The sequence below is a fragment of the Rhodopseudomonas telluris genome (assembly GCF_042432815.1).
Classification (GTDB): Bacteria; Pseudomonadota; Alphaproteobacteria; order Rhizobiales; family Xanthobacteraceae; genus Rhodopseudomonas; species Rhodopseudomonas telluris.
In genome coordinates this window covers 418556-431910 of record NZ_JBHLWM010000001.1, presented here as the reverse complement: position 1 = coordinate 431910, position 13355 = coordinate 418556, and the positions used below count along the sequence as shown (strand labels likewise).

Below are 13355 nucleotides of genomic sequence, written 5' to 3'. Positions count from 1 at the left end.
GGATCAGAACTCGCCGAGCTGGACCAGCGGCGCCTTGGCAGGCGCGCTGTCGCCGGAGCATTTGCAGCTCGACGGATTCGGATCGATAAACACGAATCCGGTCGAGGCCATGCTGTCGCGAAAGTCGATGGTGATGCCGGCGAGAAGCTCGGCGCTGGCCTGCGGCAGGAACAGCCTGTAGTCGCCGCGCTCGGCTACGACATCGCCGGCCTGCGGCGCGGCTTCGACGTCGAACGTCGCCGACAGGCCTGAGCAACCGCCCGACGTGACCACCAGGCGGAAGCCGCCGGCGCCACCGGAAAAGCGCAGCATGCGGCGGATGAAGGTCTCGGCTGCTTCGGTCAGATTCAGATCCATCGTTCTCCCCTTAGGCCGCCCGATAACGCGGGACTGAATTGTCGATCACACAGGTGTCGTCGACCGGGCACACCGCGACGCATTGCGGCTGATCGAAATGCCCAATGCACTCCGAGCATTTCGCCGGCTCGATCGCGAAGGTGCCGCCCTTCTCGAAAATCGCGGTGTTCGGGCATTGCGGCTCGCAGGCCGAACAGCCGGTGCATTGCGAGGCGACGATCTTGTAGGCCATGGCCTGCCCTCACACCGCCAAGAACGCGCCCTGACGGATGTCGGCGTCGCCGCGGGCAACGTGGCGGATCTCCGACTTGCCGACGCGCGCCAGATAGTCCTTGAAGTAAGCGATCACCGACTGCTCGATATATTCGAACGCGTAGGTCTCGACCGCCTCGATGCCGGCGCCGGCCAGCGAGTCCTTCGGGCACAGGCCGATCTTGGCGACCAGCACCGCGGTGCAGTCGTTCAGCGCCTTGAGGATCGGCTCGATGCCGGCATCGCTGGCGTAGCCGCCCTCGCAATACAGATCGACGCGGCGATGGCCGACGAACTTGGCGCCCGCGGTCGAGACTTCGTAGATCTGGAATTCGTGGGCGTGGCCGAAATGCTCGTTGATGACGCCGCCACCCCTGGTGGCGATCGCGACCTGGATCTTGATCGACGCGGTCTCGTCGGCGAGCGACTGCATCTCGCGCTGCTTGGCGGCCGCGATGGCGTCACGCTCGGCCTCGACCTTGGCCTGATAGGCCTGGCGCGCAGCGAGATCGTATTCGACGTCCATCGCCATTACCTTCTCGGTGGTGAACTCGGCACTGCGGTCCTCGCCGAGCAGGCCGACCGCGTCGGCGCGGCACTGCCGGCAGTGCCGCATCATGTTCATCTCGCCTTCGCAGGCATCCTGCAGCGCTTTCAGTTCTTGCGCGGTCGGGCCGCGCTGGCCCGACAGACCGAAGGCCGTGCCGTGCTCGGCCTCGGAGATCAGCGGCATGATGTTGTGCAGGAAGGCGCCGCGCGACTTCACCGCCTTGTTGACCTCGATGAGGTGCTTGTCGTTGATCCCGGGGATCATCACCGAGTTGACCTTCACCAGGATGCCGCGCGCGGTCAGCATTTCGAGGCCGAGCAATTGCCGCTCGCTGAGGATCTTCGAGGCTTCGACGCCGGTGATGCGGCGGTGGTCGTAGAAGATCCACGGATAGATCTTCGCACCGACCTCGGGGTCGATCATGTTGATGGTGATGGTGACGTGATCGACGTTCATGGCGGCGATCTGCTCGACATAGTCGGGCAACATCAGGCCGTTGGTGGAGAGACATAGCTTGATGTCGGGCGCCGTCTGCGTGACCAGCTCGAACGTCTTGAAGGTCTTGGCCGGATTAGCGAGTGCATCGCCGGGGCCGGCAATGCCGAGCACCGTCATCTGCGGAATGGTGGAGGCGACCGCCACGACCTTGCGCGCGGCCTGCTCCGGGGTCAGCTTCTCGCTGACCACGCCGGGGCGGGACTCATTGGCGCAATCGTATTTGCGATTGCAGTAATTGCATTGAATGTTGCACGCGGGCGCGACCGCGACGTGCATACGGGCGAAGTGATGATGCGCCTGCTCGGAGTAGCAGGGATGGTTCTTCACCTTCTCCCAGACGTCCGGCGGCAAATCACTCGGGCCGGCGGCGGAGCCGCAGCTGGATTTGCCGGCGCCGCCCTTGGTGCTGCAGCCGGCGGAGGCGGCACTGTTGCGGAGTGCGTCGAACGACATTCCGCCCGGGGCGCCAAAATCGTGGAGTTGCAGCAGCTTGCTCATATCCGGGCCTCGTTCGATCGCCGCACGACAGGCGGCTTGTCCGTGGGTGGGGTGCTGCAACCGGGCCGGCAAAAGTGTTGTGGCAAACTTCGGGCACGGCGATCGGGCGAAGACGACATCCGACGGTCAAGGCGCCGGCTCGTCCTTCGGTCACGCAGGCGTCAGGCCGGCACGCAGGTATTGTCGACCGGGCAGACCGAGACGCACTGCGGCTTATCGAACTGACCTTCGCACTCGGTGCACTTGGCGGCGTCGATCACATAGGTGCCGCGCTTCATGCTGATCGCAGCGTTCGGACATTCGAATTCACAGGCACCGCACACGGTGCATTGGGAGGTCACGATCTTGTAGGCCATATCCGGCTCCTCGGTTGAGAGACATTGCGTTGCGCATCGTCTTTCAAGCCTCGTGCCAGACTGCTACTTCGTTGATTCTTAGAAAGATTATACGGATCGTCGGAAACCGCGACGGTGTCGGGGCCCCGACACTTGTCGCAAGTCGAACAGAACCGAACGAAGTTCGCGGCCTCGGCCCAGACGCGAACACGGGACAGAAACGCGAATGGCCGGGACGAGCCCGGCCAAGATGCATGGGAATCCGAAGATCTCGCGACGCTGATCGATCGCGCGCCGCTGCCGAAGCGATCAGAAGTGCTTCAGCTCGATATCGTACTTCTTCAGCGCGTAGCCGATCTGGCGCGGCGTCAGGCCGAGCAGGCGCGCGGCCTTGGCCTGAACCCAGCCGGAGCGCTCCATCGCGCTGATCAGTCGGTCGCGCTCGGACATCGGCGCGCCGTTGCCGGCCTCGGACGGCGGCGATGCGGTCGCGGCGTCGAGCGGTGCGCTCGCGGCTTCGCGTGGGACGATCTCGAGCGGCGCCTTGCGCGGCAGCACCTGCAGCGGGATCTGCGGGCGAGGCCGTTCGGGCGCCGGCTCGGTGTGGCCCTTCCACAGGATTGCCGACAGGCACTCGTCCTGGTGACAGGCGAAGTCGCTGTCGAGAATCTGCGGCCCCATCGCCAACGTCGCGGTGCGGCGGACGCAATTTTCCAGCTCGCGGACGTTGCCGGGGAACGAGCAGGCCTTCAGCAGCTCCAGCGCGTGCGGCTCGAACGCTAATTCGCGATCGTTCTCCTTGTTGAAATTCTTCAGGAACTCCGTCGCCAGCAGCGGAATATCGGTCGGCCGGTCGCGTAGCGGCGGCAGGATCATCGGCACCACGTTGATGCGGTAGTACAGGTCGGCGCGGAATTCCTTGCGCGCCACCGCTTCTTCGAGATTGCGGTTGGTCGCCGCGACGATGCGGACATTGACCTTGATGGTCTGGTTGCCGCCGACGCGCTCGAACTCCTGCTCCTGCAGTACGCGCAGCAGCTTGGCCTGGAACGACGCCGAGATTTCGCCGATCTCGTCGAGGAACAGCGTGCCCTTGTCGGCCAGCTCAAACCGCCCCTTGCGCGACGCGATGGCGCCCGTGAAGGCGCCCTTCTCGTGGCCGAACAGTTCGGACTCCAGCACTGACTCCGGCAACGCCGCGCAGTTGATCTTGATGAAGGGGCCGTTGGCCCGGGCCGACAATTCGTGAATCGCCTTGGCGATCAGCTCCTTGCCGGTGCCCGACTCGCCGCGCAGCAGCACCGGCGATTGCGACTTGGCGATGATGCTGACCTTGGCCAGCAGCGTGCGGATCGCCGGGCTTTCGCCGACGATGCCGTCGACGCGCACGCGCTTCTTCTCGCGCTGCGGCTTCAGCTCAGACAATTCCTTCTGCAACCGGTGGCTTTCCGCCATCAGCCGCTCGCGGTCGCGCGCCACGACGCGGTGCAGCTTGACGGTCTGGCCGATCAGATTGGCCACCATCGTCAGGAAGCGGACGTCGGCATCCATGCGGAAGTTGGAGCGGCCGTCGCGCACCCGGTCGATCGTCAGCGTGCCGACGACGCGCGAATCGATCCGGATCGGAACGCCGATGAACGACACGCGGGTGTCGTCGGTGGCGCCGAGCGCCAGCGCATCGGCGGCCGAGAACATCGGATGCGCCGAGACGTTGTCGGCGACCAGCGGCACCGCGGTCGCGACGATCTGATCGATCGCCTTCTGCGGCAGGCGCGCCCGATAGCGGTTGTCGCTGCCTTCGTTCCAGCCGACACCGACGGTGATGTCCGGCACGCCGTCGTCCGCCAGCAGCGACACGACACCGTTTCGCATCTGCAGGAACGACTGCAGCAGGTTGACCACATTGGCCAGCGTGACTTCGAGCCGCGCCGGCGCGGTGAGGATCTTGGAAATTTCGAAAATGCCGGTGAGCGCAATCTCACTCAGCGGTACTGGGTTCTGGTTCATCGGCTTCCGCGATTGCTCGCTCTCGACAAGACGTACTTCGCGCTGAGCCATTTCCATCTCCATCGCTCCTGAGCTTTTCCCCCTTTAGTTCTGGAGCGTTGCGGGATTGTGTCTGATCCTCATTCCGATGTCGTGCTCAACTTGGCTGCATCGCTGAGGAAACTGATAGCTGTCACTGCACAGTTCGTCGCCAGAGCGAAATGCCTGAAAATGCTCTGATTACTTAGTTACCAGCGGAATCGACTCACTCCCGCATTGATGCAACGCAAAATGAGCATCCTAAAAGACGTGCAGTGGCATCAATCCACCGGCAGGAAGAGTGCTAATTGCGAACTATTCGCTTGATCGCAAGAACGATTCGCGGAACTGATTGGAGGCCTTGAGGCACGCCTCTCACTCACCGTCATCGCCCGCGCGGGCGGGCGACCCAGTATTCCGAAGCGTCAGCGGCGAACGACGAGCGCCCCGGGATACTGGATCCCCGCCTACGCGGGGATGACGCGTAGGAGTGCTCATCGACCACGCCCCTCACTGAGGCACGACCCGCCCACTCACCGCGGTCATCACCCGCGAAAGCGGGTGACCTAGTATTGTAGTGCATTGACGATTAGCAACGAAAGCCCTGGGACACTGGATCCCCCATACGCGGGGATGACGGCACGACTTGTATTTGGCAGCGCAAGAGAACGGGCCTTTTTATGCCCGCACTACACGCGCTGGCCGCCGTTGATGTGGATTTCTTCGCCGGTGACGTAGCTGGCTGCGTCGGAGCACAGGAAGAACATCACCTTCGCCACTTCATCTGGTGTTCCGATACGTCGCATCGGAATCGTCGGCGCCAGCATGGCTTCGGTTTCGGGCGACAGGATATCGGTCTTGATCTCGCCCGGCGCGATCGCGTTCACGCGAATGCCGTAGGGCGCGTAGTCGTGGGCCATTTCGCGGGTGAGGCAGGTCAGCGCCGCCTTCGAGGTCGCGTAGGCGCTGCCGGCGAACGGATGCACGCGCGAGCCGACGATCGAGGTCACGTTGACGATCGAGCCCTGGCCGGCGCGCAGTTCGTCGAACAGGCCCTGCGCCAGCATCACCGGCGCCAGCAGGTTGACGTGGAACACGCTCATCCAGGTGCCGACCGGTGTGTTCAGCGAGGTGAGCCGCTCGCCCGCTTCGCTTTTCGGCGAGATCGCGGCGTTGTTGATCAGCGCATGCAGCGGGCCGCCGCCGAGCTTTTCCTTGAGCTCGTCGATCGCCCGCGGCAGCGCGCGATGATCGGCGAGTTCGACGGCGACGTGGTTTTCCATGCCGGTCGCCCAGGGGCAGCGATCGTCGGCGAACGGCTGCCGCGAGCAGGTGATGATGCGCCAGCCGGCGTCGGAGAACAGCTTGCCGGTGGCATGGCCGATGCCGCGCGACGCGCCGGTCAGCACCAGCGTCTTCTGCTTGCCCGAACGCGACTCGCGCTGATCGTTGTGAAACGGACAGGCGCCGGATGTCGGCGCGCCTGCCGGATGCGTCGCCGGGTGATCGTGCGGCGCGGGGGCATGAATCCCCGGCCCGCCCGGATGCCCCGGCCGCTCGGCCTGCAACGGCTCGCTGTGCAAGGACGACCTCCATCACTTGTTTCACGAACGACTTTGCATGAACCGGGCCAAAGACGACGCCGGCGGATTTGCGCGGCGATACGGTGCTTTGCTGCCAGCCAATGTCATGTGCCCGACAACGCCCACGCGGACCGGCCCGACAAATCGTGGCCTTCCCGACAGCATTGTTCGACCAAAGGCGTAATTCGCGACATTCCGCAGGCCGATCGCGCGTGGTCCGGCCTTTGCTTATCAGGCGTCACCGTTACCCTAGCGACAGTCGAGATCCGGATGCACCAGCCGATCGACCACAGCCGACGCCGCTTCGCGGTGGTGCTCGGCACCAACGAGATCGCATCCGCCGTGGCGGTGCATCTGCATCGCGCAGGCTTCGCGGTGGTGATGTCGCACGATCCGTTTCCGCCGGTGATCCGCCGCCGGATGGCGTTTCACGACGCGTTGTATGGCGATCCGGTGTCGGTCGACGGCGTGGTGGGCGAGCGGGCCGACGACGGCATGCAGATCTACCAGGCGCTGCGGCACTCGCTGGCGATCCAGGTGACGTGGCTGCCGCTGCCCGATCTGCTGCCGGTGCGCTCGATCGATCTGCTGGTCGATGCGCGGATGCAGAAGCACCGCGTCACGCCCGATCTACGGCGGCTCGCGGGGCTGAGCATCGGGCTCGGGCCCGGCTTCGCCACCGAGGTGAATTGCGACGCGGCGATCGAAACGCGGCCGGGGCGCAGCGGGCTGATCGTCGCGCATGGCTGGACCGATGCGGCCGACGGAGTCGCCAGTCCGCTCGGCGATGCCGGGGCGGAGCGCTTCCAGTATTCGCAGACGACCGGGAGATGGCACTCGGCGGTCGAGATCGGCAGCCGCGTGTTCAAAGGATTCGTCCTCGGCCATCTCAGCGGCGAGCCGGTGCGCGCGCCGTGCGACGGCATTGTGCGAGGCATCGTGCGTGACGGCAGCGAAGTCCCGGTGCGGGTGAAGCTGCTGGAGATCGACCCACGCGGCCGCCACGCCCAATGGACCGGCATCGACAACCGCGGCCGCAGTATCGCCGACGCGGTGTGCCGGGCGGCCGGCAAGCTCGATGAGCTGCAGGACGCGCGGGCTTACGTGCGAGTCTGATTGGGCTGGCGCTGATCTTCACCCTCCCCTGGAGGGGGAGGGTCGGCGGGCCTCGCGAAGCGAGGCACGACGGGGTGGGGTGAGCCGCGGGCACAGCGGACGAACTCTTCGCCACCCCACCCCGCTCGCTACGCGAGCGACCCTCCCCCTCCAGGGGGGGGTGAACCGCAACGTTGTGACTACCCCGCGCCGAGCGCGACGGCGACGTTGTAGGTGATCAGGCTGGCGATGTAGGCAAGCACAAACATGTAGATGAAGGTGACCGCCATCCAGCTCCAGCTGCCGGTCTCGCGCTTGATCACCGCCAGCGTCGAGGCGCATTGCGGGGCGAACACGAACCACGCCAGCAGCGACAACGCCGTGGCCAGGCTCCATTTCGACGCGAGCACCTGGCCGATCTGCTCGGCGGCTTCCTTGCCGCCCTCGATCGCATAGACGGTGCCGAGGCTCGCCACCGCGACTTCGCGGGCCGCCATGCCGGGGATCAGCGCCACCGCGATCTGCCAGTTGAAGCCGAGCGGCGCCAGCACCGGCTCGATCGCATGGCCGATGATCGACGCCAGGCTGTAGTCGATCGCCGGCTCGGTGGCGCCGGCGGGCGGCCGCGGGAACGAGGCCAGGAACCAGATCAGCACCATCATCGAGAAGATCGTGGTGCCGGCGCGCTGCAGGAACATCTTGGCGCGGATGTAGATGCCGATCGCTACGCTCTTCAGCCGCGGCATCTTGTAGTCCGGCAGTTCCAGCATGAACGGCGCCGGCTCGTAGTCGCGCCACATGAAGAACTTGATCAGCGCCGACACCGCCAGCGCGCTGATGATACCCGCCGCATAGAGGCCGAACATCACCAGCCCCTGCAGGTTGATCCAGCCGAACACCTGCTGCGACGGGATGAAGGCCGAGATGATCAGCGTATAGACCGGGATGCGCGCCGAGCAGGTCATCAGCGGCGCGATCAGGATCGTGGTCAGCCGGTCGCGGCGATTGTCGATCACCCGCGTCGCCATGATGCCGGGGATCGCACAGGCGAAGCTCGACAGCAGCGGGATGAAGGCGCGGCCGTGCAGGCCGGCGCCGCCCATGATGCGGTCCATCAGGAACGCGGCCCGCGCCATGTAGCCGAAATCTTCCAGCAGCAGGATGAACAGGAAGATGATGATGATCTGCGGCAGGAACACGATGACGCTGCCGACGCCGGAGATCACGCCGTTCTGCAGGAAGCTCTGCAGCAGGCCTTCCGGCAGGGTGGCGCGCACGAATTCGCCAAGCGCCTCGAAGCCGCCGGAGATCAGCTCCATCAGCGGCTGCGCCCAGGTGAACACCGCCTGGAACATCACGAACAGGATCAGCAGCAGCAGCACCAGCCCGGCGACCGGATGCAGCACCACCGCATCGACCTTCGCGGTCGCTGTGTGCGGACGTGCCGGCAGGCTGACGCATTCGGCGATGATGCGATCGGCCTCGCGCTGCAGCGCGCGCAGTTCCGCCGTCGTCAGCGGGCGCCAATTGTCGGACGCTGCAACGGCGGGCATATGCGCCGCCATCTCGTCGGTGCGCTTCAGCAGCTCGGCGGTGCCGCCCTTGCGCACGGCGATGGAGGTCACGACCGGAATGCCGAGCTGTTCCGACAGCTTCGCGATGTCGACATCGACGCCGCGGCGCTTGGCGATGTCGTACATGTTGAGCACGAGCATCAGCGGCCGGCCGGTCGCCTTCAGCTCCAGCATCAGCCGGAAGGTCAGGCGCAGATTGGTCGAGTCCGCGACGCACAGAACGAGATCCGGAACCGACTCGCCCGCCTTGCGGCCGAGCACGACGTCGCGGGTGATTTCTTCGTCGGGGCTGCGGCCGCGCAGCGAATAGGTGCCGGGCAGATCGAGCAGGCTGACGGTGCGGCCGGCCGGCGTCGTGAACACGCCGGCTTTGCGCTCGACCGTGACGCCCGGATAGTTCGCGACCTTCTGGCGGCTGCCGGTCAGCGCATTGAACAGCGAGGTCTTGCCGCTGTTCGGCGTTCCCACCAGCGCAAGATTGAAGGGCTGACTCTCGACGGAGCTCATCGTGAAATCGTCACATCAATACGACGGCCATCGCTTCGCGGCGACGGACCGCGATCGTGATGTTGTCGACCCGCACCGCGATCGGATCACGCCCGATGATACCTTCGTGCAGAACCTCGACCTTGGCGCCTTCGACGAAGCCGAGTTCGATCAGGCGGCTCTCCAGCTCGACCGGCTGCAGCGACGAAACCACGCGCTGCGGATCGATCGCCTGCACGACGCCCCGATAGCCGCGCCGCGCATTGCCGAGCAGGATCGGCTTATGGCCGTTGTGATGCAGGTTCGAGGTCATCGCCCGTTCTTCCAATCGTGGCTGCAGAGGTCAAGAGATTCAGCCCTGCGCCGCTCGGAGTTTAGAACGATTGTAACAGGCGCTATCAATTCGCATGTAACGCGAAATCGCGCGAAAGTGGTTTGATCTAGCACAATTTGCCGGCGCGCTTTGCGGAGTTTCCCCAGTGCGACCGAACTAACGAGGCTGGAACAGCCGTTCGCCAAGCGGAGTGCGAGCGGCGCGGACGCCTCGCCCCTCACCGAAATCATAAACCATGGGTTGCGATCGGACGCGGCGGCGGGGCGGCGTTAAGGGTTCGGCCAACGCGGCGTGGAAGGGTGACGGCGGGGATTTTGCTGCCCGGCCGCGCTCATGGCTTGGCGGCGGCAGGATAAGGGGAATGACAATGACGGCACGCTCGACAGCCAAGACCACCCACCGCAAAAGCCACACCGCCTCCGCCGATACGGCAGGACTCGCGACGGTGATCGCGCTGAACCTCACCAACATGGCGACCGTGATGGCGTCGTCGGCGACGGTGCTGCTCTGCCTGCTGATCGCCAAGCGTTTCTAACCGGCGCGGCGTCAGTCGGACTTCAGGGACGCTCGTGGAACGGTTCGACCGGCTCGGTCGGCTGGAAGCCGCCGAACAGCCGCCCGAACCAACCTTTGCGTTCGTCCGCTTCGGCCCGCGGCTGGGCCTCGGCAATGAGATGCGCGGCGATCCGGATCGCGGAGGCTCCCGGCGGCTTCGAGCCGAGCGCCTCGGTGTGCTTCCGGCCGGCGGCCTCGACCGTGATCAGCCGGTTGTCGGTGAGAAAGAACGCGCAGTCGTAGGCGCAGCCGTTCCGCTGAAGCTGAAACATGTAGGTCTTGGAATGACGGTGAATCATCGCGATTCCCTCGTCCCGGCCACAGCGGACAGACCAACTGAGCTATCACAGGCTGCGGACTGCCCAACGCTTGCACGGCTTGGACAAATTGTGAAGCGCCGCCTCGCGGCAGCGTGAGTCGTTTCCTAACGCGATCCGAAGCAAGTAAGTCGATTGGTCGGGGACTGACTGGGTAGGCAAACCCAGGTGCAAGGTCGCGGCCTCGGGCAAGTCCGAGGTCGTACTACGCGAAACGGCCCGCGCCGAGGACGCGGGCCGTTGCAATCATCGCAGTTGGTCGCTCAGGCGGCCGCGAGCTTCAGCTTGTTGCGCCAGTTCGGATACAGCTTGTCGGCGTCCTGCGGGAAGCTCTCGAAGGCGCGGGCGAACTCGCGGTGATCCTTGGCGAACTCCACCGGATCGGCGCCGAGCTTCCAGCACTGCTCGGCCTGTCGCAGCGACTTGGCGCCCGCCGCACCGCCATCGATGTGACCGAACGCACCACCGCCCGCCGTCATGATCAGGTTGGAGTGGCCGAGATTGTCGAAGAAACCCGGCATCCGCAGCGCGTTCATGCCGCCCGAGATGATTGGCGTGGTCGGATTGAGGCCGAGCCATTCCTGATGGAAGTACGGACCCTCCGCGGAATCCTGCGTGATCATGAAGGCCGCGGTGCGGTCGGAGGCTTCGCCTTCCATCTTGCCGAAGCCCATGGTGCCGACATGGATGCCGGAGGCGCCCTGCAGACGGGCCATCTTCGACAGCACGAAGGCGGTGTAGCCGCGCTTGCTCTGCGGCGACGTCACGGCGCCGTGACCGGCGCGGTGATAGTGCAGATACTGCTTCGGAAAGCGGCGGCGCGCCGTGGTGATCGCGGCCGGGCCGGCGACGTAGCCGTCCACCAGAAAAGCGACGTGATCGGCGTTCTCGCCGAACGTCTGAAGGATGTACTCGCCGCGCGCCACCATCTCGTAGTGATCGTCGGCGGTGATGTTGAACGAGAACAGCTTGGCCTCGCCGGTCTTGTCCTGGGCGCGGCGCATCGCGTCGGCGACGGCCTGCACCGTGTCCTTGAACGGCGCGAACACCTGGTTGCCCTGCGGCTCGTCGTTCTTGATGAAGTCGCCGCCGAGCCAGAAGTCGTAGCAGGCGTTGGCGAAGGGCTGCGGCCGCAGGCCGAGCTTCGGCTTGATGATAGTGCCGACGATGAAGCCGCCATCGACCACCGGCCGGCCGAGCACCCGCCACAGATCCTTGATCGTGGTCGACGGGCCGTCGAACAGCTTGAGATACGCCGGCGGCACGTAGAAGTCGTGCATCTTGGCGTATTCGACGTCGCCCATGCCCTGGTTGTTGCCGATCGTCAGCGTCAGGAACGACGCGATCATGGCGCGCCCGTCGATGATGTTGCGGTCGAACAGCTCGATCGGGTAGGCGATCTTCATCAGCTGCCTGGCTTCGTCGATCTCGTACACCAGCGCGTCGACGCCGCGGGTGAAGTCGTCGGTGGTCGAAACTTCAACGTTGGTGCCGGTGGAGGATTCGGCGGCGAAGTGCGCGGCCGTCTGCAGGAAATTGCCGAAGCCGTCCTTCGGCTTCATGATGTAGGCGCACAGCACGTGCCGTCCGCCCGCGATCAGGTCGCTTTCCTTGAGGTTGAGGTTGGCATAGCGGTTGGACTGGTCCATGACGAACTCCTGAGTGCCGGCCACTGCCGGCGTGATGCATCCGAAAATTCGCCGCGCAAGCGCGCGGCCGCGCGGAGACCCCTCTCCCCGCGCGCGCATTCTCCCCGTGATTTCTTGAGCCGCGGTTGGTCCGCGTTGCTGGCCGCGCCGCGCCTATTCGGCGGCGCGGGCGACCTGGCCGATCTGCGGATCGAGCGCACCGGCCTTGTAGCGCTTGGCCATTTCGGACATCGGCACGACCTTGATCTTGCTGGCGTGGCCGGCGGTGCCGAACTGTTCGAAGCGCAGACGGCAGACGTCGCGCATCGCATCCATCGCGGGCTTCAGGAACTTGCGCGGATCGAACTCCGCCTTGTTCTGGGTCGCGACCTTGCGGAACACGCCGGTCATCGCCAGGCGGCAGTCGGTGTCGATATTGACCTTGCGGACGCCGTGCTTGATGCCGCGCACGATCTCCTCGACCGGCACACCGAAGGTCTGCGGCATCGCGCCGCCGAACTCGTTGAAGATGTCCTGCAGATCCTGCGGCACCGACGACGAGCCGTGCATCACCAGATGGGTGTTGGGCAGACGGCGGTGGATCTCCTCCACCACCTTCATGGCCAGCACGTCGCCGTCCGGCTTGCGCGAGAACTTGTAGGCGCCGTGCGAGGTGCCCATCGCGATCGCCAGCGCGTCGACCTTGGTGGCGCGCACGAAGTCGACCGCCTGGTCCGGATCGGTCAGCAATTGCTCGCGGCTGACCTTGCCCTCGACGCCGTGGCCGTCTTCCTGCTCGCCGCCGCCATGCTCGAGCGAGCCGAGCACGCCGAGTTCGCCCTCGACCGAGGCACCGACCCAATGCGCCATGTCGGTGACGCGGCGGGTGATGTCGACATTGTACTGATAGTCCGCCGCCGTCTTGGCGTCGGCCTTGAGCGAGCCGTCCATCATCACCGAGGTGAAGCCGTAGCGGATCGCGGTGGCGCAGGTGGCTTCGTCGTTGCCGTGGTCCTGATGCATGCACAGCGGGATGTCCGGATACATCTCGGCGAGCGCATCGATCATCTTCGCCAGCATGATGTCGTTGGCGTAGGACCGCGCGCCGCGCGACGCCTGGATGATCACTGGCGCGTCGACCGCAGCCGCCGCCTCCATGATCGCCAGGCCCTGCTCCATGTTGTTGATGTTGAACGCGGGCACGCCGTAGCTGTGCTCGGCGGCGTGATCCAGCAATTGCCTCAGGGTGATACGCGCCATGATGTCTC

The 13355-nt window shown here is 65.2% G+C and carries 13 protein-coding genes; 2 read left to right on the top strand and 11 right to left on the bottom strand.

Annotated elements, in window-relative coordinates; translation table 11 throughout:
* Positions 1–3: 3 nt before the first annotated feature.
* The 6 genes from ACFFJ6_RS01940 to ACFFJ6_RS01915 all read right to left on the bottom strand — a co-directional run bounded on the left by ACFFJ6_RS01940 (position 4) and on the right by ACFFJ6_RS01915 (position 6098).
* Positions 4–357: a HesB/IscA family protein gene (locus ACFFJ6_RS01940; RefSeq protein WP_378383793.1), complete on the bottom strand. Its 354-nt coding sequence runs from the start codon at positions 355–357 to the stop codon at positions 4–6.
* 10 nt (positions 358–367) lie between these two features.
* A complete protein-coding gene (locus ACFFJ6_RS01935) occupies positions 368–589 on the bottom strand; it encodes a 4Fe-4S binding protein (protein ID WP_378383791.1) in 222 nt (73 codons plus the stop codon).
* Between the two features lie 9 nt (positions 590–598).
* Positions 599–2155 (bottom strand): nitrogenase cofactor biosynthesis protein NifB, encoded by a 1557-nt coding sequence (nifB, locus tag ACFFJ6_RS01930; RefSeq protein ID WP_378383789.1) that lies wholly within the window; start codon positions 2153–2155, stop codon positions 599–601.
* 161 nt (positions 2156–2316) lie between these two features.
* Positions 2317–2511, bottom strand: coding sequence for a 4Fe-4S binding protein (locus ACFFJ6_RS01925; protein ID WP_054161698.1), 195 nt, complete (start codon positions 2509–2511; stop codon positions 2317–2319).
* A gap of 288 nt (positions 2512–2799) precedes the next feature.
* Positions 2800–4548 carry a nif-specific transcriptional activator NifA gene (gene nifA / locus ACFFJ6_RS01920; protein ID WP_378383786.1) on the bottom strand — a complete coding sequence of 583 codons (1749 nt, stop codon included), beginning with the start codon at positions 4546–4548 and terminating at the stop codon, positions 2800–2802.
* Positions 4549–5204: 656 nt separating this feature from the next.
* The gene (locus tag ACFFJ6_RS01915; protein WP_378383784.1) at positions 5205–6098 is read right to left on the bottom strand and encodes an SDR family NAD(P)-dependent oxidoreductase; all 894 of its coding nucleotides are present in this window, start codon (positions 6096–6098) and stop codon (positions 5205–5207) included.
* A gap of 270 nt (positions 6099–6368) precedes the next feature.
* Here ACFFJ6_RS01915 and ACFFJ6_RS01910 point away from each other — a divergent pair, with 270 nt between their 5' ends.
* Positions 6369–7214, top strand: a complete 846-nt coding sequence (locus ACFFJ6_RS01910; RefSeq protein ID WP_378383782.1) for a xanthine dehydrogenase — start codon at positions 6369–6371, stop codon at positions 7212–7214.
* Between the two features lie 179 nt (positions 7215–7393).
* Here ACFFJ6_RS01910 and feoB read toward each other — a convergent pair whose 3' ends face one another.
* On the bottom strand, positions 7394–9274 hold the full coding sequence (gene feoB, locus ACFFJ6_RS01905) for a ferrous iron transporter B (RefSeq protein WP_378383780.1): 1881 nt from the start codon (positions 9272–9274) through the stop codon (positions 7394–7396).
* Between the two features lie 10 nt (positions 9275–9284).
* A complete protein-coding gene (locus ACFFJ6_RS01900) occupies positions 9285–9566 on the bottom strand; it encodes a FeoA family protein (protein ID WP_378383778.1) in 282 nt (93 codons plus the stop codon).
* A gap of 382 nt (positions 9567–9948) precedes the next feature.
* On the opposite strand from ACFFJ6_RS01900, the gene ACFFJ6_RS01895 reads away from it, so the two are divergent.
* On the top strand, positions 9949–10122 hold the full coding sequence (locus ACFFJ6_RS01895) for a hypothetical protein (RefSeq protein ID WP_378383776.1): 174 nt from the start codon (positions 9949–9951) through the stop codon (positions 10120–10122).
* Positions 10123–10144: 22 nt separating this feature from the next.
* On the opposite strand, the gene ACFFJ6_RS01890 is transcribed toward ACFFJ6_RS01895, so the two are convergent.
* The 3 genes from ACFFJ6_RS01890 to fba form a co-directional block, all read right to left on the bottom strand.
* A complete protein-coding gene (locus ACFFJ6_RS01890; protein ID WP_378383774.1) occupies positions 10145–10441 on the bottom strand; it encodes a hypothetical protein in 297 nt (98 codons plus the stop codon).
* 281 nt (positions 10442–10722) lie between these two features.
* Positions 10723–12108: a ribulose-bisphosphate carboxylase gene (locus ACFFJ6_RS01885; RefSeq protein WP_378383772.1), complete on the bottom strand. Its 1386-nt coding sequence runs from the start codon at positions 12106–12108 to the stop codon at positions 10723–10725.
* A gap of 153 nt (positions 12109–12261) precedes the next feature.
* Positions 12262–13347 carry a class II fructose-bisphosphate aldolase gene (fba, locus tag ACFFJ6_RS01880; RefSeq protein ID WP_378383770.1) on the bottom strand — a complete coding sequence of 362 codons (1086 nt, stop codon included), beginning with the start codon at positions 13345–13347 and terminating at the stop codon, positions 12262–12264.
* Positions 13348–13355 lie beyond the last annotated feature (8 nt).